Origin of the sequence: Bacillus sp. T33-2, assembly GCF_002860205.1 — a bacterium.
Taxonomy (GTDB): Bacteria; Bacillota; Bacilli; order Bacillales; family Cytobacillaceae; genus T33-2.
The window spans coordinates 17,381-36,749 of sequence record NZ_PGVB01000028.1 but is presented as its reverse complement, the minus strand read 5'-3'; the positions used below and the strand labels follow the sequence as shown (position 1 = coordinate 36,749).

Genomic DNA, 19,369 nt, shown 5'->3' with positions numbered 1-19,369 from the left:
CAAGTTGCCGTTGAAGTTTTTTCAATGAAGCAAGCAACTTGCTCTACCGACTGAGCTACCGAGGCACTACTTTTTATGTATGATGAAAATGACCCCTACGGGATTCGAACCCGTGTTACCGCCGTGAAAGGGCGGTGTCTTAACCGCTTGACCAAGGGGCCATGCTAAAAAAACAAAATGGTGAGCCATGAAGGACTCGAACCTTCGACCCTCTGATTAAAAGTCAGATGCTCTACCGACTGAGCTAATGGCTCGTTTTATTTGTAATGATACGTAAGTTTGGCTAACCGAACTAGGTTTGCTTATCGCATCTACGATGCTCGAAAAACCTCACGGTTTTCCTCGCAAGTCGCCTCTGAAGTTTTTCAGGGAAGCTAGCAACTTGCTCTACCTACTGAGCTAATGGCTCGTAAAGCTATTTTGTACTGCCGTTCAAAGACGACTTTCTTATATTAACATACAGATTATAGGTTGTATATATTTTTTCAAAACTTTTTTACTCTGTTATTATTAAACTCAATAATTATAAGATTTAATAGAAGACCTAAAGGATTTTGAAGGACCGTCTCCTGCTTACTGACTTAATTTTATCCTTGAGACTCCTCTTCAAGGACAGTCCTTCCGCCGACTCACTCCTTTTTCTCCTTGGGAACTTATCTCATAGAAAAAAATAAAGCCCCCGGTGATGGGAGCTTCTGTTTCAAGATTAATTCTGGCGCCAAGGGCTGCGGACTATGTTGGTCTGGGTGCGGTCGGGGCCTACTGAAAAAATGGATAGTGGAATGCCTGTCAGCTGGGAGACCCTTTCCACGTAATGCCTTGCATTGACTGGAAGTTCATCTAATGACCTGCAGCCGGTGATATCCTCTGTCCAGCCTGGCAGTTCTTCATATACAGGTTCACATTCCGCTAACACCTTGAGGCTGGCTGGGAATTCCTCGATAACCTGGCCTTTATAGCGGTAAGCGACGCAAATTTTTAAAGTTTCGATCCCGGTTAAAACGTCGATTGAGTTTAGGGACAGGTCGGTAATTCCGCTTACCCGTCTTGCATGGCGGACGACAACACTGTCGAACCATCCTACACGGCGGGGACGGCCCGTTGTCGTACCATACTCACGGCCTACCTCACGGATTTGATGCCCAATCTCATTATTCAGTTCTGTCGGGAAAGGTCCGTCGCCAACCCTCGTTGTATAGGCCTTGCATACTCCGACAATGTGGGTAATTTTAGTTGGTCCTACTCCGGAACCGATCGTTACACCGCCGGCAACCGGATTCGAAGAAGTGACAAAAGGATAGGTTCCCTGATCGATGTCAAGCATTACTCCCTGCGCACCCTCGAACAGCACGCGGCGTCCTTCGTCAAGGGCGTCGTTCAGAACAACTGAAGTGTCGCATACATACTGCTTGATCTGCTGGCCATATTCGAAGTATTCATCCAGGATATCTTCAATTTTAAAGCCATTTACTTCATAGATTCGCTCTAATAAACGGTTTTTTTCCTGCAGGTTCCGGGCAAGCTTTTCTTCAAAAACTTCTTTATCCAGCAAATCGGCGATCCGGATCCCGATTCGTGCTGCTTTATCCATGTATGCGGGACCGATGCCTTTTTTAGTGGTGCCGATTTTGTTCGCACCCTTGCTCTCTTCTTCTACTTCATCCAGCTTTAAGTGATATGGCAATATTACATGGGCGCGGTTGCTTATACGTAAATTATCGGTTGAAACCCCTCTCTCATGGAGGTAGGCTAACTCTCTAACCAAAGCTTTCGGATCAACAACCATTCCATTTCCAATTACAGACGTTTTATCTTTATAAAATATTCCTGATGGAATCAAATGCAGTTTATATGTTTCTCCATTGAACTTGATTGTATGGCCGGCATTATTACCACCCTGGTAACGGGCAATCACTTCGGCATTTTCCGAAAGAAAATCGGTAATCTTCCCTTTTCCTTCATCTCCCCATTGCGTACCTACGACAACGACTGATGACATATGAAGCACCTCCAAAGTTAACAATATGTATTTATTTTTTCCGTATCAAACATTTAAAGTTTATCAGTTATCGGCAATGAAAGTCAATAAAACACGAACGATTGAAATATAGATTTAATTTTATGTTCGTATTATTTTTTATTTTGCATTTATAAAACTAAATGTCCATATAAATATAATCTCCCAATTGTTCTCAAAAATCTCTTTTTAACCCAAAACAGTTAATTTCCACATTCCCTGATTGTTGAACAAAAAAAGGATCAGCCTCACAAAAGGCCAATCCTGAATCTTCTACGCACCTGGAGCATCATAACGTGTTTCCAGGTTAACGAACTTATTATATTCTTTCACGAAAGCGAGCTGCACAGTGCCCACCGGGCCATTACGTTGTTTTGCGATAATAATTTCAATGATGTTCTTATTTTCACTTTCTTTATCGTAGTAATCATCACGATATAAAAAGGCAACAATATCGGCGTCCTGCTCAATACTTCCCGATTCTCGGATGTCGGACATCATCGGACGCTTGTCCTGTCGCTGCTCCACACCACGGGAAAGCTGAGACAGTGCAATAACCGGAACCTGCAATTCACGGGCCAATTGCTTAAGGGAACGGGAAATTTCGGATACTTCCTGCTGGCGGTTTTCTCCGGACCGGCCGCTTCCAAGAATCAGCTGCAAATAGTCAATCAGAATCATGCCAAGCCCATGCTCCTGCTTTAAACGGCGGCATTTTGACCGGATATCAGTGATGCGTACACCTGGGGTATCATCAATGAATATCCCTGCATTTGACAGGCTACCCATTGCCATCGTCAGTTTTCCCCAGTCTTCTTCAGTCAGGGAACCAGTACGAAGCCTTTGGGCGTCAATATTGCCTTCCGCACAAAGGATACGCATGACAAGCTGCTCTGCGCCCATTTCCAGACTGAAAATAGCAACGTTTTCGCCTGTTCTTTTAGCCACGTTTTGGGCAATGTTCAAGGCAAAAGCCGTTTTACCGACGGACGGACGGGCACCGACTATGATAAGATCGTTACGCTGGAAGCCTGCAGTAATTCTGTCCAACTCGGTAAATCCAGTTTCAAGCCCTGTTATATCGCCCTTGCGGTTATGCATTTCCTCAATATTATCGTATGTCCTTACAAGGACATCTTTAATATTATGAAAGGCTCCGGCATTTTTTCGCTGAGCGACCTCCATAATGTTCTTTTCCGCTTCGCCGAGCAAGGCTTCTACTTCGTCTTCTCTTGTATAACCATCTTGGGCAATGCCGGATGCTGTCCGGATCAGCCTGCGCAGCAGGGACTTTTCTTCTACTATTCTTGCATAATATTCTATATTGGCGGCTGTTGGCACAGATGCGGCCAATTCACTTAAGTAACTGACCCCGCCTGTATCTTCAAGCAGCTTTGCAGCCGCGAGCTCCTCTGTAACGGTGATTAAATCTACCGCTTTTCCCAAGTCATTCAGTTTAAGCATGACATTAAAGATCTTTTGATGGGCTGCGCGGTAAAAATCCTCTGGAATCAGCACTTCAGAGGCCACGGTTAATGAGGACGGTTCCATAAAAATCGCACCAAGCACAGCTTGTTCTGCTTCAATATTTTGCGGCTGCTGCCGGTCTGCGAATACATCGCTCATTTACAAACCTCCTTTTGCCACCGAAAAAATGTGATCAGCATATACCGATCACATTTTAGTAACTATCATCTATTTTATCATGTGTTTGATATTTTGGAACTGCAAAAAATTAGTTTCCTTCTTTTACATGGACATTTAATGAAGCAGTTACTTCAGAGTGGAGTTTCACTGGAACTTTTGTGTAACCGAGCGCACGGATCGCGTCATGAAGTTCAATTTTTCTTTTATCAATTTTAAGATTGTGTGATTTTTGCAGTGCTTCCGCTATTTGTTTGCTTGTGATTGAACCGAAAAGCCGGCCGCCTTCCCCTGATTTGGCAGAGAGCTCAACCGTTATTTTTTCCAGGCTTTCCTTCAGTTTTTTAGCCTGTTCAAGTTCCTCTTCAGCCATCTTCTCCTCTTTTTTCTTCTGGGCATTTAAAGAACTCATATTGGCCTGGGTCGCTTCTTTTGCCAGCCCTTGCTTCAGAAGAAAGTTATGGGCGTAACCATCAGCCACATTCTTTATTTCACCTTTTTTGCCTTTACCTTTTACATCTTTTAGGAAAATGACTTTCATTCCTTCGTTCCCCCTTGTAAATAATCATCAATTGCATTTTTCAGCCTTGCTTCTGCTTCATCCTGTGTTAAATCCGGCAGCTGTGTTGCCGCATTTGTTAAATGTCCGCCACCGTCCAGATGCTCCATGATGACCTGGACATTGACATCACCAAGTGAACGCGCGCTAATTCCGATCAGGTTGTCATACCGTTTTGAAATGACAAAGGATGCAGTTACACCATTCATCGTTAATAAAGTATCAGCTGCCTGGGCGATCAAAACTTGATCATAAATTTCCTCTTCATTCCCCTTGGCAATCACAATACCGTCATGGTAAAAAGAAACATTCTCGATCAACCGTGCACGTTTTAAAAAAGTATTTACGTCTTCCTTCAGGAACTTCTGGACAAGCACGGTATCCGCTCCATGGCTCCGCAAATACGATGCCGCATCAAACGTCCGTGACCCAGTCCTTAAGGTAAAGCTTTTAGTATCAACAATTATCCCTGCAAGCAAAGCTGTAGCCTCGAGCATCTGTATTTTACTGTTTTTCGGCTGATATTCCAGCAATTCCGTGATCAGCTCTGCTGTCGAGGAAGCATAAGGCTCCATATAAACAAGCAGAGGGTTTTTGATAAATTCTTCTCCCCGGCGGTGATGGTCAATCACGACCACATTATCGGTCCGGTTTAAAAGACGGTCGTCGATGACAAGTGATGGTTTATGAGTGTCCACTATGACAAGGAGCGTATCCTCCGTTGCCATTTCATAGGCCTGCTCAGGTGAGATAAACCTTGAATATAAATCATCGTTTTGCTTTATTTCATCCATGAGCCGCTGGACACCGGTTTCAATCTCCTGCTTTTTGAAGACAATAAAACCATCGCGATCATTCATCTGGGCAACTTTTAAAATTCCAATGGCCGAGCCTACCGCATCCATGTCCGGACTTTTATGTCCCATAATCAGCACTTTATCACTTTCGAGAATCAATTCTTTTAGTGCGTGGGATATGACCCGTGCCCTGACTCTTGTCCGTTTTTCTACTGGATTGGTCTTTCCCCCGTAAAATTTCACCTTTCCATTGGGCTGCTTGATCGCCACCTGGTCTCCCCCACGGCCTAATGCTAAATCAAGGCTGGATTGAGCCTGGGCTCCAAGCTCCGGAAGAGATGATACACCAGTTCCAACACCGATGCTTAAAGTGAGTGGCACATTTTGTTTGGATGTCGCTTCCCTTACCTCATCAAGCACTGAAAACTTACCCTTTTCGAGCAGTTGTAAAATATGTTCATTAAACACTCCGATAAACCGTTCGGAAGAAATTCTTTTTAGAAAAACTCCATTATTTGTAGCCCATTTATTAAGAATGGAGGTGACAAGGCTGTTCATGCTGCTCCGTGTCTGGTCATCCATTCCCTGTGTCAACTCCTCATAGTTATCAAGATAAATAATAGAAATGACGGTCCTTTCATCACGGTACATTTTTTCAATTTCGGCCTGTTCGGTGACATCAAAAAAATATAAAAGCCGCTCTTCCGGCTTATGAATCACCCTGAATTTGCGGTTATGCAGGCTGATAATCTCCGTATGGACCTCCTGCTTAATCACAGGGATCAATGATTCAGCCACATCGTAAAGTGACCTGCCTACAAGTGTTTCTTCATCAAAATACGATGCAATAAAAGGATTGGTCCACTCAATATAGTAATCATCATTTATCAGCATGATCCCGATTGGCATTTCCATTAAAGCTTCTTCGCCAACCTTTTTCACCCTGTAAGAAAGTGTGGAAATATACTGTTCAGTTTCTTTCCTGATTCGGTAACTCATCTGAAATATAATAAAAATCAGCAGACCGGTTAGCAAAAAGCCAATGGCTCCGGCTATCCAATTATAGTAAGAGAGAACACCAAGAAGCACCAGTGTTACAGCCATTAACCCGTATAACGGGTACCGAATAAGCCGTTTTTCCATATATGATGGCATTAGCTCAGCTCCCACAGCAGTACAAAACTGCTTACTTCTTCACAATTCGCTTCCTTAAATCGAAACCTAAATCAATTATACCTAATATCCTGACAATATAAAGAATAAACGGGATCAGAAGGGAGAGGATAACCCCCGTAACAGGAATGGCCATTGAGTACCCTTTTATATAACTGACATAAAAAAGAAATGATATGCCCTGTAAAATGATTAAAATCTGCAGAACATAAAGCAGGTTGGCCAGCGCCACGTACCAATATGTGCCTTCAGCAGGCTGGATGAACATTGATGCGACCATTGAAATTAAGTAATACCATAATATGCTTTTAGGCAGCGTCCATTCCCGTAATGGTTTCCATTTAACAACTTTTATCCCCAGCCTATTTAATATTGGAAATGATACAAGCTGGATCAAAAATACAGTGGTAAAAGCGATTAACACAAACATGCTCGGCATTATCGTCTCGAATAGCTCCAATGTATTGTGAAACTCGGCGATAACACGTTTGTTCGCGGGCTGGCCAATATTTTCAAGCATACTAATAGAAAGGTCTACCGATTCTTGTAACATGTCCATCACTTGTTCAATAAAATTGAACTGAAAAAAAGCCACTGCAACAACGTATTGAATGAGCATGGTAGCCAGAAACGCAAGGGAACCGGCAATGTAGATTTGCAGCCTGCTTTTTCCGATTCTGATCGTCGAACCCATTACTATGCCCGTCAAACCGAAAGCAAGTGTCAACGGGATGGCTAACAAAGAACCGATAACCAGCGAAAGCAATAAAGCCCCTAATGTAAATACAGCCGTCGGCTTCCAGCCATACTTCGCTGAATATAATATAAACGGCAAACTTAAGAACAGATTCATGACCACGCCCACAGCCGGGATATATAGCGTAATTAATAAAAAAACTGCGAATGCAGCTAAAAGCACGGCTCCCTCTGTCAATCTGTTTATTTCTTTCATATTCCACCTCTATAGAATTCAAATCCCATAAAAACTATTTTACGCCAGTTTATGCAGGACATTCAACCTTGCTGTTTATGCTTTTACTAATTGTCACCTAACACAAAAGGCAGCGGAATTCCGCTGCCTCGGTCACTTCAATTATTCACCAGATACGTATGGCAGTAATGCCATTGTACGGGCTCTCTTGATTGCAACTGTTAATTTACGCTGATATTTCGCTCTAGTTCCAGTTACACGGCGTGGCAAAATCTTACCGCGCTCAGAGATGAATTTTTTAAGCAAATCTACATCTTTGTAATCGATGTGTGTGATTCCGTTCGCTGTGAAATAGCAAACTTTGCGGCGTTTTGCACGTCCGCCTCTGCGTCCTCCCATTGCCATGGTTGTCCCTCCTTTAATTTTAAATTTATTTTAAACGACCTTAATTGTATTCATTAGAATGGAAGATCATCATCAGAGATGTCGATTTGTCCGCCACCTGCAAATGGATCCTCATCAACCCGTGTATTACCACTGTTTTGGCGTTGATTCTGATTTCCAAACGGGAAATCCTGGTCATTTGGACGGGAAGAATAACTATTCCCTCTGTCAGAAGTCTGGCCTTTAGGCTCAAGGAACTGAACACTTTCTGCCATCACTTCAGTGACATAAACACGTTTACCGTCCTGTCCTTCATAGCTGCGGGTCTGTATGCGTCCATCAACACCGGCAAGGCTTCCCTTTTTCAAAAAGTTTGCCACGTTTTCAGCAGGACGACGCCAAACAACACAGTTAATAAAGTCCGCTTCCCGTTCACCCTGCTGATTTGTAAACGTTCGGTTCACAGCAAGAGTAAAAGAGGCTACCGGAACTCCGTTTGGTGTATAGCGCAACTCAGGATCCTTTGTCAAACGACCGACAAGAATGACACGATTCATCATCAGAATCAACTCCTTCCTTCCAGCAATGTTCCACGTGAAACATTTTCAAGCCGAAAGTTTATCAGAATGGTTTATTCTTCTTCTTTAATTACCATATGGCGGATGATGTCTTCGCTGATTTTTGCAAGACGGGAGAATTCTTCCACTGCTGCAGGTTCAGCATTAACATATACTAGCTGGTAGTAGCCATCACGGAAATCATTGATTTCATACGCAAGACGGCGCTTACCCCAGTCTTTCGTTTCAGTCAGTTCCGCGCCATTGTCAGTTAAGATGCCGTTAAAGCGCTCAACAAGTGCCTTCTTCGCTTCATCTTCAATGTTTGGGCGGATGATGTACATGATTTCGTACTTTCTCATCACTGTCACCTCCTTTTGGTCTCGACGGCCCGATGGACGGGCAAGGAGCAATAAATCATTACTCACAAGTTGAAATTATAGCATATTATACATTCAAAAGCAATTACACATTAAAAATCTCATGGGCTGGTATGTACAATATTTTGCCACGAGAATATAGTAACATATGTTCGTATTTTTGTCCAATTTAAAGACTGCAAAAAGCGATTGCTGTGACAGAGCCTAATAACGCGCCGGCAAATACATCTGATGGATAGTGTACCCCGAGAACGACCCTTGAAAAAGCAACAAGACATGCTGCCGGAAATAAAACCGGTATCAAACCCGGGCTATAAACCATGTACGGGACAAGGAGGGAAAAGATTGCCGTTGAATGCCCAGATGGGAACGAATGGTCCTTGAATAAATGCCCATGGACCTTGGCGTCTGGAAGTGCAATATAAGGGCGGATTCGGCGGACAGTTTTTTTAATTGCAGCCATGATTACATGACTTACAGCCAGTGCCAGACCAGAAGCGATTATTGCAGGCTGAAATGAAGGGGGCGCAAAGAAGAATAAAACCAGTTGAAGGCTGATGGTGATTCTTGCCCCACCAAGATGCGTGATCCATTTGAAAAAATCAACATATACATCAGGCCAGCGGTTGCATGTATAGAACCAGGACTCACCATACTTTGAAATCCAGGCTTTTGTCCGTTCCATTTCATCAGATCCCCTTTACAATGATGTGAGTTCATTATAATAAAAGTAATGTTCATGAATGTTAAACACATGTAAATATTTGATGAAATCGTTCATTTGAAAAGCTAACGGCAGCCAACAATTGGGATAAATGAAAATAAAAAGTCCCTGCAGGATTCCTGCAGGGACTGGGCCTTAAACGTTGAATCGGAAATGGATGATATCTCCGTCTTTTACCTCGTACTCTTTTCCTTCAAGGCGAACTTTGCCAGCTTCACGGGCTGCCGTCATCGATCCGGCTGCAAGAAGGTCATCATAATGAACCGTTTCAGCACGGATAAAACCTCTTTCAAAGTCCGAGTGGATAATTCCGGCACATTGGGGTGCTCTCATCCCGCGGCGGAAGGTCCATGCCCTTACTTCCTGGACACCGGCAGTGAAATAAGTGGCGAGCCCGAGCAGGCTGTATGAAGAGCGGATCAATTGGTCGAGGCCGGACTCTTCAATGCCCAGCTCTTGAAGGAACATTTCTTTTTCTTCCCCTTCAAGCTCGGCAATTTCAGCTTCAATCTTGGCACAGATGACAATGACCTCAGCACCATCTTGTTCAGCGAACCCGCGGACTTTTTGGACGTATTCATTGTGTGACGGGTCTGCCACATCATCCTCACTTACATTGGCAACATACAGCATCGGTTTGATGGTGAGCAGATGAAGTCCTTTGACCAATTTCATTTGCTCTTCCGTAAATTCTACAGCCCTGGCCGGTTTCTCCGCTTCGAAGGCTTCCTTCAGCTTGACGAGGATTTCATGTTCGTACATTGCATCCTTGTCTTTTTGCTTCGCCATTTTTTCAACGCGGCCAATCCGCTTTTCCACTGATTCCAAATCTGCCAGGATCAACTCGAGATTAATCGTTTCTATATCGGAGATTGGATCGACTTTACCGGCCACGTGTGTAATATTATCATCCGCAAAACAGCGGACTACCTGGCAAATCGCGTCCACTTCCCTGATATGGGATAAAAACTTATTTCCAAGTCCTTCGCCTTTGCTTGCCCCTTTTACGATTCCGGCAATATCGGTGAACTCAAATGCCGTAGGAACAGTTTTCTTTGGCTGTACCAGCTCAGTTAATTTCGCCAGCCGATGGTCAGGAACTTCCACTATCCCCACATTCGGGTCAATTGTACAAAATGGGTAATTCGCAGATTCAGCCCCTGCCTGGGTTATTGCGTTAAATAAAGTCGATTTCCCAACGTTAGGAAGCCCGACGATGCCTGCAGTTAAAGCCATCCAAGTCACTCCTCAATCAAAATATCTATTTAAAGCGTTATTGTAATGTAGATCCAATTAGCCTCTCACAATTATAGAGATTAGGGCATAAAAAGACAAGTGTGCATGCCGCATTTGATGCTTTTGGGCAAAAAACTAAAAAACTGCCGGAAATAGTTCCCGGCAGCTATATCAGGATAGATTCAATTTTTCAATATTCACAAGGCAATCATATAAGGTGCTCCCCATACGGTTATCAGATTCATCGCTTGAAGTCAGCATGTTCACCGGACCGCCAAACCTGCTCCAAATGCCTTCATCAATATTGATGGTCCCAGGGTGTGCATTCTTCAGAATCGTTACATATCCTTTTATTTCCCCACGCTCGTTCCAGATTCTTACATAATCCTGTTCTTTCAGGCCATGTTCTTCAGCAACGCTTAACGCAACCTCTATTTTCACCTTTGGCGGCTGCTCAAACAGGTGATAGTGCTGGGAATGATTTGACCTGAGCGGGTGAATCGTTAAGAGCGAGTACGGATATTTTTCAGCCAGTTCAGGATTGGACCACTTCGTCTCACTTGGAAGCGAAAGGCTAATTTTCCCGTCAAAGCCTGCAATCAATGCTTTGGACGAAGTGAACTCATATTTGCCGCTTGGTGTCTTAAATTTCCGGTTGCTCCACGGGATCGCTTCAACAGGCAATTCGAGAAATTTCTCTGCCCTGATTTTTTCCAGGGTGATGCCATGCGTCTCTAAATTTTGCATCCCCAGCTTCAGCCACTCTTCCCTTGAGAAAACGAAATCCTCGCCAAACCCTAACCGCTCTGCCAGCCCGGCCCAAATCCACTCGTCCGTCTTTGCTTCACCCGGCGGTTCAACAAGCTTGGGGCCATGGTTCACATAGTGGTGGTACATGGAAGAATAATAGATATCCTCGGTTTCAAATGCAGTGGCAACCGGAAGTACATAGTCAGCCAACTGTGCAGTATCAGTCATGAACTGGTCAAAGACAACGAGTGTATCGACTGCTGAAAAAGCCACTTTTACTTTGTTCGTATCCGGAACCTGGGTAAGCGGGTTTCCACAGGTCACGATTATCATTTTGATTTCCGGGTCTACTGCCTTTAAAATTCCTTCCGCCTGTTTCATCATGGTAAACTGTCGGGATGTCTGCCTGCGTTCAGGAATCGTCAGTGTACTTAAATCGAAGCTTTGGCCGACCTGCTTGTTGGCATAATTGGCACCGCCTCCTGGGATGCCGATATTGCCGCTTACAGCCACCAGCGCATCAATCAGGCGGATCGTATTTCCGCCATTCTTGTACCGCTGCATACCAAGCCCCATTATTGTTGCAACAGGCCTGTCGGCATAAATCCTGGCCAAATTTGTAATCGCTGCTTCAGGAACTTCACAAAGGCTGCTTATCTCAGTTAGAGAAATGCCATTGATCAATTGTTCCAAATCACTGAACCCAAGTGAAAAATTCTTAATAAACTCTTTATCTTCTAATTTAAGCCGTAACATTTCTTTTATTATGCCAGCCGCCAGCAGCCCGTCGAAACCGGGCTTAATCGTAATATATTCATCAGCCAGTTTAGCCGTGGCATTGTACACCGGGTCAATGACATATATTTTTGTGAAGTTCTTTTTTACATTTTGGAGATTCTGATATAGATGCATATTGGTGCGCGCAACATTCCTGCCCCAAATGACTATATTCTTGCTGTTGGCCAAATCCCCGGGTGCATGGCTGTATGCATCACCAAAATCCCAATTTTGTGCTTCTATCCCCGATCCCCAGCAAATGGAGCCGGTTAATTCAGTTACGCCTCCAAAGCAGTTGAAAAAGCGGCTGTCCAGGTTAGTCAGTAAACCGCTGTTGGCGTAATCGTGGCTATGGAGGATGGCCGTTGTTCCGTATTGCTCTTTTATCGATGCCATCTTTCCGCCAATTTCATCAAGTGCCTCGTTCCATGAAATCTGCCTGAACTCTCCATTCACTTTTTTCAGTGGATGTAACAGGCGGTCTTGTGAATTGGCCCGTTTTTCCAACATCCGGCCACGCCCGCAGATTTTTCCTTTTGTAATCGGATGGTCAGGGTCACCTTCCACCTTTACCACTTTCCCGCCTTCGACTGTTACCTGGAAGCCGCAGCTATCCCAGCAATTCAGCGGACAAGCTGAATGAAATACCTTTGCCAATCTATCCTCATCCCCCGGATTTCTTTTTTATCAAGGATAATACAAACGGCCAAAAAAAAGAAGCAGAATCAATTCTCCTGCCTCTCCAAAATTTTCTTTACTTTTCGGGTGAATTCTTTCCGTGGGATCAGCACGCTATGGGCACAGCCCTCACATTTAATGCGGATATCCATACCAAGGCGGATAATTTTCCAGCGGTTCGTCCCGCACGGATGTGGCTTTTTCATCTCAACAATGTCATTCAGTTGAAATTCTTTCTGTTCCAACCTTCATTCCTCCTAATTCCCGCCAGTTTCTTTTTGTTTTTGCTGGTTTTCTTCTTGTCTTGAGTACATCACAAGACGCGGGTATGGAATCTCAATGCCGTGTTCATCCAGACAGAGCTTTATTTCCTTCCTGAGCACCCGGCCGATATAAAAGTGTTTCATTGGCAGCGTTTCTGCAACAATTCTTAACACTACCTCAGACGCTCCAAAATTGTGTACACCCAACAACTCCGGAGGCTTTACCAGTTCTTCATATCTTTCAGGGAGCTTTTCAATAAGGTCCTGCAAAACTTTTTCAGTATATTCAATGTCGCTTTCATAGGAGACGCCAATATCAAGTACCGCGACACTGTTATGAAGTGAAAAATTTGTCACTTCAGTAATGGTGCCATTCGGCAGGATATGAAGCTCCCCGGTAAATCCCTTGATTTTGCTGGTTCTTAACCCTATTTCTTCAACCGTGCCTTCAGCCTGGCCGATCCTCACATAATCGCCTACTGAAAATTGATCTTCAAGAATGATGAAAAATCCAGTAATGACATCTTTGACAAGGCTCTGGGCCCCAAATCCAACTGCCAGTCCCACAATTCCAGCCCCGGCTAGCATTGCCTGAACATTGATGGTAAGCACAGAAAGAATGGTCATGATCGTTACAAAATAAACTACATATGTGAGGACATTTTCAAGCAGTTTTATGAGCGTTGCTTCCCGCCGTTCCGAAATCCTCAGCGGAGCCCTGGTTCTTACTTTAAAAAAGTTTCGAATCGCCAATTTCCCGAAGCGGATCGCCAATGCTGAAATTAAAATGATCGCTAAAATTTTTAAAAGGCCTTCGCCTATAGCCAGCCAGATATCCTCATTCATTAATTGGTCTGCCATGTTATTAATAGTCTGTTCTATTTTTGACATCAAATCACCTGCCGATAACCAAATTAAAACACAATTATTTTAACAAGTTTTAGGCGGATGTGAAAGGAATACAATTTGCTTCAGGCAAACATCCGTCTTAACCTTGTTTTCTTACATGACTTTATCACAGTTCCTTTGAATATAGTTGTTTTTACCTACCTGTTTGGCTGCCCCCTGCCGAAATACCCTGTTTAGGTTTTTCTGATTACAGGTATGTATAGATTACAAAAATTTTCCGTATACTGTTTAACACATCAAAAAGCGGAAGCGCCTCACTCCGCCCCGACAGGCATAAGACAGTTCCTGCAGGGAATCCCGATTTCTGGAAAGAAACAGCTTTTGACCCGAGGGGCTTGGCGCTTAAGCTGGACACCTGTCCCAGTACAAAAATTTACAGTATGTTACTTTTATAAACAAGGAGTGGAGCCGATGAATTTGAAAGCGAACCTTTTTGACAGGAAAGGGGGACCTGTTAAAATCAACCATGAGGAAGACTTTGCAGCGGGCAGGCTTGCTGAAGAAATCATTTCCCTGCTCCCCGGCTTTACCAGCCGTCCAATTGTCTTTGTCTGCATCGGCACTGACCGCTCTACCGGTGATTCATTAGGCCCGCTGATCGGCACCTTGCTCGAGGAAAAAAATATTTCCCCATTTTATATATACGGCACGCTTGAGGACCCGATACACGCAGTCAATCTCCAGGACAAATTAAATGAAATCAAGAACAAGCATTTTAACCCATATATCATCGGGATAGATGCTTGTCTCGGGCGCTTGAAAAGCGTTGGTTCCATCCAGGTCGGCTCCGGTCCCGTGAAGCCTGGAGCAGGCGTGAACAAAGAATTGCCTGAAGTGGGAGATATTCATATTACAGGCATTGTAAATGTCAGTGGATTTATGGAATTTTTTGTTTTACAAAATACAAGGTTAAACCTTGTACTCAAAATGGCTAAAACAATTGCCAACGGGATATATCAATCCAGCCTGATGTTTCCCAGGAAGCCAGCGTGGCCTGAACTTAAATTGGAAATCGGCCAGGAACAAACGACCACCAATTAAAATATGGAAAAGAGGAAGGATCACACATCCTTCCTCTTTGCGCTTAAAAGTATAAATGGTAACCATAAATGGCAGTAACGAGCAAACCAGTTACCAGAATGCCCGGAAGCAGATTTGCTACACGGATTTTTATCAATCCTGTCAAGTTCAATCCTATCGCGAAAATCATCACACCTCCGGTTGCAGTTACTTCAGAGATGAAACTGTCCATCAGCGGTTTTGGTATGAACTGGTCTATTTGCGTGGCGAATAATGCAATCGTTCCCTCGTAAAGCACGACTGGGATGGCTGAAAACAAAACACCAACACCTAGCGTGGTTGTCAGGATTAGTGCTGTAAATCCGTCGATTATCGCTTTTGTATAAAGCACATCGTGATCCCCTCTTATGCCACTGTCTAGGGCGCCGATTATAGCCATTGCCCCAATTACAAAAATAAGGGTTGCAGTTACGAACCCCTGGGATATGCTTCCCTCTCCAGAAGACCCGATTTTTGTTTCAAGCCACAATCCCAGCCTATTTAATTTATCCTCCAGCGCAAAGTGCTCACCAATTGCTGCCCCAATCACAAGGCTCAGGATGACAATCAGGAAATTCGCACTTTTAAAGCCCATCTGCAAACCCAATACGATGACAGCAAGGCCGATGCCATGCATGACAGTGGTCTTCATTCCTTCTGGTATCCGGTGCAGCAGCTTCCCCAACAGGGTTCCTGCCACTATTAATAATCCATTTACAATAGTACCCAGCAAAAACATCAGAAACTTCACCTTTGATTTATATTTCGACTCACGAAAAATCCAATAATCTTAAACTATCATGAAAGGATCACTTATCACAACTATTTATTAAAATAGCCTGCCACTCAAATTTCTTAAAAAGAAAGTTTCGCGGGGAACGTTATATTAAAAAAATAAACCATCAATGCTGATGGTTCAGGAATTGTTCCTCTCAAGTAATTCAAGAATTCGTTCCAAATCAGAACTGGAAAAAAATTCAATTTCGATTTTCCCTTTGTTCTTTGACTTCCTGATATTCACAGTCGTACCAAACCGTTCACGGAGGAGACTTTCTTGTTCACGAATAAATACATCTTTTTTCTGTTTTTCTTTCTTTGTTTCACGTGGAACAATTTCATTCAGCTGCTGGATTAACTGTTCAAGCTGGCGCACATTCAGGTTTTCTTTCAGCGTTTTTTCGACCAATGCCGTGAGTTTTTCTTTTTTTCTTAATCCGAGCAAGGCCCTCCCATGGCCCATCGTAATCTTGCCATCTGAAATCAACTCCTGAATTTTAGGCGGCAAGGATAAAAGGCGGATATGATTCGCAAGATGGGGCCGGCTTTTCCCCAACCTTTTTGCCAGCTCCTCCTGTGTGAGATCCAGCTTTTCCATTAACAACTGATAAGCCGTGCCTTCCTCAATCGGATTCAAATCTTCCCTTTGCAAATTCTCCAGAACCGCAAGTTCCATCATTTGCTGCTCCGACAATTCTCTGACAACGGCAGGGACTTTTGCCAATTTTGCTTCTTTTGCAGCCCTAAACCGCCGTTCACCAACAACAATTTCATATCCTTTAATGCTTTTTCGGACGATTAAAGGCTGTAATATCCCATGCTCCAGGATCGACTGCTTTAACTCTTCAATGGCTTCCTTTTGGAAAACTTTGCGCGGCTGGTAAGGATTTGGCCGTATTTCTTTAACTGGTATTTCCTGGACAGATTCTTCTTTGCCGGCTTCCATATTTGAAAAAAAAGCATCCAATCCTTTACCTAATCCTTTAGCCATTTGAAACCACTTCCTTTGCCAGATCTAGATAAACCTCAGCGCCGCGTGATTTTGGATCATAAATGATAATAGGTTCTCCATGGCTTGGAGCTTCGCTTAGCCGGACGTTCCGCGGGATGACCGTTTTATATACTTTATCCTGAAAATATTTTTTAACCTCTTCAATGACCTGAATGCCTAAATTTGTCCTCGCATCCAGCATTGTCAACAGAACACCTTCGATTTTCAGGTCGTGGTTGAGGTGTTTTTGAACAAGCCGGACGGTATTTAACAGCTGGCTTAATCCCTCAAGCGCGTAGTATTCGCATTGGACCGGAATAAGAACTGCGTCTGATGCGGTTAAAGCGTTAATGGTCAACAGGCCAAGTGAAGGAGGACAATCAATCAGGATATAATCATAATGGCTCTTGACTTCCTCCAGAGCGCGTTTTAGCCTTACTTCTCTCGAAATCGTCGGTACCAGCTCTATTTCGGCGCCTGCCAGCTGGATCGTCGCCGGCATGGTGTACAGGTTTTCCACAGCTGTCGGATGGATCACTGCTCGTGCTTCCACATCATCGACGAGCACATCATAAATGCATTCATTTACATCAGCTTTTTCGATTCCGACACCGCTTGTGGCATTTCCCTGAGGGTCGATATCGACCAGCAAAACCTTTTTCCCTATGTAAGCCAGGCATGCCCCAAGATTTACTGAGGTGGTTGTCTTTCCGACTCCCCCTTTTTGATTTGCTATTGCAAGGATTTTACCCATATTGTCACCTACCTTCAAAACCATCAATATCTCCATCTTTCTGTTATCATGGGAAAAAGAAAGACAGAATGCATATTTATGGGCATTCCCATGAAACAACAGGCTAGGTGGCCAGTTATTCACGGGAAAAACAATCATGTATTCTATTTTATCATGAATCCAGAAAGCGAACAGATTTTTATTAAAATAAAAAAGTGAGAACTCGAATAAGTCCTCACAATCTGTCAAATTATTTCTTTTTCGGAATTTTAATCGTGATTTGATAGTAGTCTTCAAATTCCGCTTCTTCTGATTTAAGATTTATGCCACTGTCAGATACCATCGATAAAGACTGGCGAATCGTATTCACCGCAATCCGCATGTCCTTGCTGAACGCTTTCCTTTTTGGCTTTGGCTGTTCTTCTGGTGGAGTTAGCATTTTTACGACCCGTTCCTCGGTCTGTTTGACATTCAGATTTTTTTCAATGATTTCATTAAGTAAAAGGACTTGTTTTTCAGGATCTTTAAGCGGAATGAGCGAACGGGCGTGCCGTTCTGTAATCAATTTATTTAATAATGCATCCTGTATTTCTTGAGGAAGCTTTAGTAAACGGAGTTTGTTCGCAACGGTGGATTGGCCTTTACCTAGACGCTGGGCAAGTGCTTCCTGAGTTAAACTATGGATTTCCAATAATTTACCATACGCAATTGCTTCCTCTATTGGTGACAGCTCTTCCCGTTGAAGGTTTTCAATTAATGCTACCGACGCAGTTTCAGTATCAGTTAAATTCTTTATGATGGCGGGGACTTCTTTCCACTCCAGTTTTTTCATGGCCCTCCACCTGCGTTCACCAGCGATGATTTCGTACTGGTTGCGGTCAAACTCCCGGACGACAATTGGCTGGATGACCCCATGCGTATGGATTGTCCGTGCCAGCTCTTCTATTTTGTCATCATCAAAAATTGTTCTTGGCTGAAATCTGTTTGGGACAATATGGTCAATCGGGATTTTTTTTATTTCTTCGTTCTCACCCGTTTTTTCCACTTCTAGTTGTTCTTCCTTTTCCCCCAGGCGCAAAAACCGCGAAAAAGAAGGTTTCATCACCCTACACCACCTTTATGAAACTCCCTATTACATATTCTCTATAAAAATGACATGTTCCTGCCTATATACTACATTATAAACTAATTTTCGTATTGTAAATAGACACAAAACAAGAGCTGAAGAAACGTCTTCATATGCTACGCCTATCCAGGGCCAGCATGTGCAGGCCATCCGCTCAGCTGCATACGTAAAAATTTCTACTCGATAGGCATTTTATTTGGGGTTCCAGGCTTCCGTGGGTATTGCTTTGGTGTCGGTTTTTGTTTTTTTAGTATAAGGATATTCCGTTCACTTTCCTCAACCGGCAGCTTAAAGGAGTGTACTTCAGCAATTTTTCCGCCAAAAACATCAATTGCCTTCCGCCCGGCCTCCAATTCTTCTTTCCCCTGAACGCCTTTCATGGCAATAAACACACCCCCCGGCTTTACTAGGGGGAGGCACAATTCACTCAATACAGACATTCTTGCAACGGCCCTCGCCATCACAATATCGTATTGTTCCCTATGGTCCGGATTTTTTCCAAAAGTTTCTGCCCGGTCATGAATGAACGAGACATTGGACAATTCCAGTGTCTTTGCAAGATGCTCTAAAAAAGAAATTCGTTTGTTCAGCGAATCGACAATGGTAACCCGAAGCTCTGGAAAAGCAATCTTGATCGGGATACTCGGAAATCCGGCTCCTGCGCCCACGTCACAAATTTTAAATGGCTGATTGAAATCAAAATAAAAGGCCGCTGTGATTGAATCATAAAAATGCTTTAAATACACATCTGGTTTTTCCGTAATCGCTGTTAAATTCATTTTCTCATTCCACTCAACGAGTGTATGGTAGTATTGATCGAATTGGTCCATTTGCCGCTGAGAAAGTGTAATACCCTTCTCAGCAAGCATAGATTGAAATTTTTCGGCATTCATTGCAGAATATC

At 43.5% G+C, this 19,369-nt stretch carries 19 protein-coding genes and 2 tRNA genes; 1 reads left to right on the top strand and 20 read right to left on the bottom strand.

Annotation, left to right across the window (positions count from 1 at the left end; all coding sequences use genetic code 11):
- Positions 1 to 89: 89 nt before the first annotated feature.
- The 15 genes from CVD19_RS18205 to CVD19_RS18135 form a co-directional block, all read right to left on the bottom strand.
- Positions 90 to 161: transfer RNA gene (locus tag CVD19_RS18205), tRNA-Glu, on the bottom strand.
- Positions 162 to 178: 17 nt separating this feature from the next.
- Positions 179 to 254, bottom strand: a tRNA-Lys gene (locus CVD19_RS18200).
- A 452-nt stretch (positions 255 to 706) separates the two neighbouring features.
- Complete coding sequence (locus CVD19_RS18195; RefSeq protein WP_101584173.1) at positions 707 to 1,999, bottom strand: adenylosuccinate synthase; 1,293 nt, start codon at positions 1,997 to 1,999, stop codon at positions 707 to 709.
- Positions 2,000 to 2,290: 291 nt separating this feature from the next.
- Positions 2,291 to 3,643 (bottom strand): replicative DNA helicase, encoded by a 1,353-nt coding sequence (gene dnaB / locus CVD19_RS18190; RefSeq protein WP_101584171.1) that lies wholly within the window; start codon positions 3,641 to 3,643, stop codon positions 2,291 to 2,293.
- Between the two features lie 109 nt (positions 3,644 to 3,752).
- On the bottom strand, positions 3,753 to 4,202 hold the full coding sequence (rplI, locus tag CVD19_RS18185; RefSeq protein ID WP_101584169.1) for a 50S ribosomal protein L9: 450 nt from the start codon (positions 4,200 to 4,202) through the stop codon (positions 3,753 to 3,755).
- Positions 4,199 to 6,172, bottom strand: a complete 1,974-nt coding sequence (locus CVD19_RS18180; RefSeq protein WP_101584165.1) for a DHH family phosphoesterase — start codon at positions 6,170 to 6,172, stop codon at positions 4,199 to 4,201. The genes rplI and CVD19_RS18180 overlap by 4 nt, the downstream gene beginning before the upstream one ends.
- 31 nt (positions 6,173 to 6,203) lie before the next feature.
- A complete protein-coding gene (locus tag CVD19_RS18175) occupies positions 6,204 to 7,142 on the bottom strand; it encodes a YybS family protein (protein WP_101584162.1) in 939 nt (312 codons plus the stop codon).
- A gap of 141 nt (positions 7,143 to 7,283) precedes the next feature.
- Positions 7,284 to 7,520 (bottom strand): 30S ribosomal protein S18, encoded by a 237-nt coding sequence (gene rpsR, locus CVD19_RS18170; protein WP_101584180.1) that lies wholly within the window; start codon positions 7,518 to 7,520, stop codon positions 7,284 to 7,286.
- A gap of 59 nt (positions 7,521 to 7,579) precedes the next feature.
- A complete protein-coding gene (gene ssb / locus CVD19_RS18165; protein ID WP_101584160.1) occupies positions 7,580 to 8,065 on the bottom strand; it encodes a single-stranded DNA-binding protein in 486 nt (161 codons plus the stop codon).
- A gap of 71 nt (positions 8,066 to 8,136) precedes the next feature.
- Positions 8,137 to 8,424, bottom strand: a complete 288-nt coding sequence (gene rpsF / locus CVD19_RS18160; RefSeq protein WP_101584157.1) for a 30S ribosomal protein S6 — start codon at positions 8,422 to 8,424, stop codon at positions 8,137 to 8,139.
- Between the two features lie 187 nt (positions 8,425 to 8,611).
- Positions 8,612 to 9,127, bottom strand: coding sequence for a phosphatase PAP2 family protein (locus CVD19_RS18155; protein ID WP_101584154.1), 516 nt, complete (start codon positions 9,125 to 9,127; stop codon positions 8,612 to 8,614).
- Positions 9,128 to 9,301: 174 nt separating this feature from the next.
- Complete coding sequence (gene ychF / locus CVD19_RS18150; RefSeq protein ID WP_101584152.1) at positions 9,302 to 10,402, bottom strand: redox-regulated ATPase YchF; 1,101 nt, start codon at positions 10,400 to 10,402, stop codon at positions 9,302 to 9,304.
- Positions 10,403 to 10,573: 171 nt separating this feature from the next.
- Positions 10,574 to 12,586, bottom strand: coding sequence for a molybdopterin-dependent oxidoreductase (locus tag CVD19_RS18145; RefSeq protein WP_101584149.1), 2,013 nt, complete (start codon positions 12,584 to 12,586; stop codon positions 10,574 to 10,576).
- 68 nt (positions 12,587 to 12,654) lie between these two features.
- Positions 12,655 to 12,852 (bottom strand): DUF951 domain-containing protein, encoded by a 198-nt coding sequence (locus CVD19_RS18140; RefSeq protein WP_101584147.1) that lies wholly within the window; start codon positions 12,850 to 12,852, stop codon positions 12,655 to 12,657.
- Positions 12,853 to 12,864: 12 nt separating this feature from the next.
- Positions 12,865 to 13,761 (bottom strand): mechanosensitive ion channel family protein, encoded by an 897-nt coding sequence (locus tag CVD19_RS18135; protein WP_101584145.1) that lies wholly within the window; start codon positions 13,759 to 13,761, stop codon positions 12,865 to 12,867.
- A gap of 429 nt (positions 13,762 to 14,190) precedes the next feature.
- Here CVD19_RS18135 and yyaC point away from each other — a divergent pair, with 429 nt between their 5' ends.
- Complete coding sequence (gene yyaC / locus CVD19_RS18130; RefSeq protein WP_101584143.1) at positions 14,191 to 14,820, top strand: spore protease YyaC; 630 nt, start codon at positions 14,191 to 14,193, stop codon at positions 14,818 to 14,820.
- A 43-nt stretch (positions 14,821 to 14,863) separates the two neighbouring features.
- Here the strand turns inward: yyaC and CVD19_RS18125 are convergent, their stop codons facing one another.
- The 5 genes from CVD19_RS18125 to rsmG all read right to left on the bottom strand — a co-directional run bounded on the left by CVD19_RS18125 (position 14,864) and on the right by rsmG (position 19,358).
- Entirely contained in the window at positions 14,864 to 15,577 is a 714-nt protein-coding gene (locus CVD19_RS18125; protein WP_101584140.1) for a DUF554 domain-containing protein, read from the bottom strand.
- A gap of 177 nt (positions 15,578 to 15,754) precedes the next feature.
- The gene (locus CVD19_RS18120) at positions 15,755 to 16,606 is read right to left on the bottom strand and encodes a ParB/RepB/Spo0J family partition protein (protein ID WP_101584138.1); all 852 of its coding nucleotides are present in this window, start codon (positions 16,604 to 16,606) and stop codon (positions 15,755 to 15,757) included.
- Positions 16,599 to 17,360 carry a ParA family protein gene (locus CVD19_RS18115; protein ID WP_101584178.1) on the bottom strand — a complete coding sequence of 254 codons (762 nt, stop codon included), beginning with the start codon at positions 17,358 to 17,360 and terminating at the stop codon, positions 16,599 to 16,601. The genes CVD19_RS18120 and CVD19_RS18115 overlap by 8 nt, the downstream gene beginning before the upstream one ends.
- Positions 17,361 to 17,589: 229 nt before the next feature.
- On the bottom strand, positions 17,590 to 18,441 hold the full coding sequence (gene noc, locus CVD19_RS18110) for a nucleoid occlusion protein (protein WP_101584135.1): 852 nt from the start codon (positions 18,439 to 18,441) through the stop codon (positions 17,590 to 17,592).
- A 200-nt stretch (positions 18,442 to 18,641) separates the two neighbouring features.
- Positions 18,642 to 19,358 (bottom strand): 16S rRNA (guanine(527)-N(7))-methyltransferase RsmG, encoded by a 717-nt coding sequence (rsmG, locus tag CVD19_RS18105; RefSeq protein ID WP_101584132.1) that lies wholly within the window; start codon positions 19,356 to 19,358, stop codon positions 18,642 to 18,644.
- Positions 19,359 to 19,369: the final 11 nt, after the last annotated feature.

What these genes read in the sequence shown, in the direction of transcription:
- CVD19_RS18195 (WP_101584173.1), bottom strand. Translation starts at nt 1,999, where the DNA reads ATGTCATCAGTCGTTGTCGTAGGTACGCAATGGGGAGATGAAGGAAAA.
- dnaB (WP_101584171.1), bottom strand. Translation starts at nt 3,643, where the DNA reads ATGAGCGATGTATTCGCAGACCGGCAGCAGCCGCAAAATATTGAAGCA.
- rplI (WP_101584169.1), bottom strand. Translation starts at nt 4,202, where the DNA reads ATGAAAGTCATTTTCCTAAAAGATGTAAAAGGTAAAGGCAAAAAAGGT.
- CVD19_RS18180 (WP_101584165.1), bottom strand. Translation starts at nt 6,172, where the DNA reads ATGCCATCATATATGGAAAAACGGCTTATTCGGTACCCGTTATACGGG.
- CVD19_RS18175 (WP_101584162.1), bottom strand. Translation starts at nt 7,142, where the DNA reads ATGAAAGAAATAAACAGATTGACAGAGGGAGCCGTGCTTTTAGCTGCA.
- rpsR (WP_101584180.1), bottom strand. Translation starts at nt 7,520, where the DNA reads ATGGGAGGACGCAGAGGCGGACGTGCAAAACGCCGCAAAGTTTGCTAT.
- ssb (WP_101584160.1), bottom strand. Translation starts at nt 8,065, where the DNA reads ATGATGAATCGTGTCATTCTTGTCGGTCGTTTGACAAAGGATCCTGAG.
- rpsF (WP_101584157.1), bottom strand. Translation starts at nt 8,424, where the DNA reads ATGAGAAAGTACGAAATCATGTACATCATCCGCCCAAACATTGAAGAT.
- CVD19_RS18155 (WP_101584154.1), bottom strand. Translation starts at nt 9,127, where the DNA reads ATGGAACGGACAAAAGCCTGGATTTCAAAGTATGGTGAGTCCTGGTTC.
- ychF (WP_101584152.1), bottom strand. Translation starts at nt 10,402, where the DNA reads ATGGCTTTAACTGCAGGCATCGTCGGGCTTCCTAACGTTGGGAAATCG.
- CVD19_RS18135 (WP_101584145.1), bottom strand. Translation starts at nt 13,761, where the DNA reads ATGTCAAAAATAGAACAGACTATTAATAACATGGCAGACCAATTAATG.
- yyaC (WP_101584143.1), top strand. Translation starts at nt 14,191, where the DNA reads ATGAATTTGAAAGCGAACCTTTTTGACAGGAAAGGGGGACCTGTTAAA.
- CVD19_RS18125 (WP_101584140.1), bottom strand. Translation starts at nt 15,577, where the DNA reads ATGTTTTTGCTGGGTACTATTGTAAATGGATTATTAATAGTGGCAGGA.
- CVD19_RS18120 (WP_101584138.1), bottom strand. Translation starts at nt 16,606, where the DNA reads ATGGCTAAAGGATTAGGTAAAGGATTGGATGCTTTTTTTTCAAATATG.
- CVD19_RS18115 (WP_101584178.1), bottom strand. Translation starts at nt 17,360, where the DNA reads ATGGGTAAAATCCTTGCAATAGCAAATCAAAAAGGGGGAGTCGGAAAG.
- noc (WP_101584135.1), bottom strand. Translation starts at nt 18,441, where the DNA reads ATGAAACCTTCTTTTTCGCGGTTTTTGCGCCTGGGGGAAAAGGAAGAA.
- rsmG (WP_101584132.1), bottom strand. Translation starts at nt 19,358, where the DNA reads ATGAATGCCGAAAAATTTCAATCTATGCTTGCTGAGAAGGGTATTACA.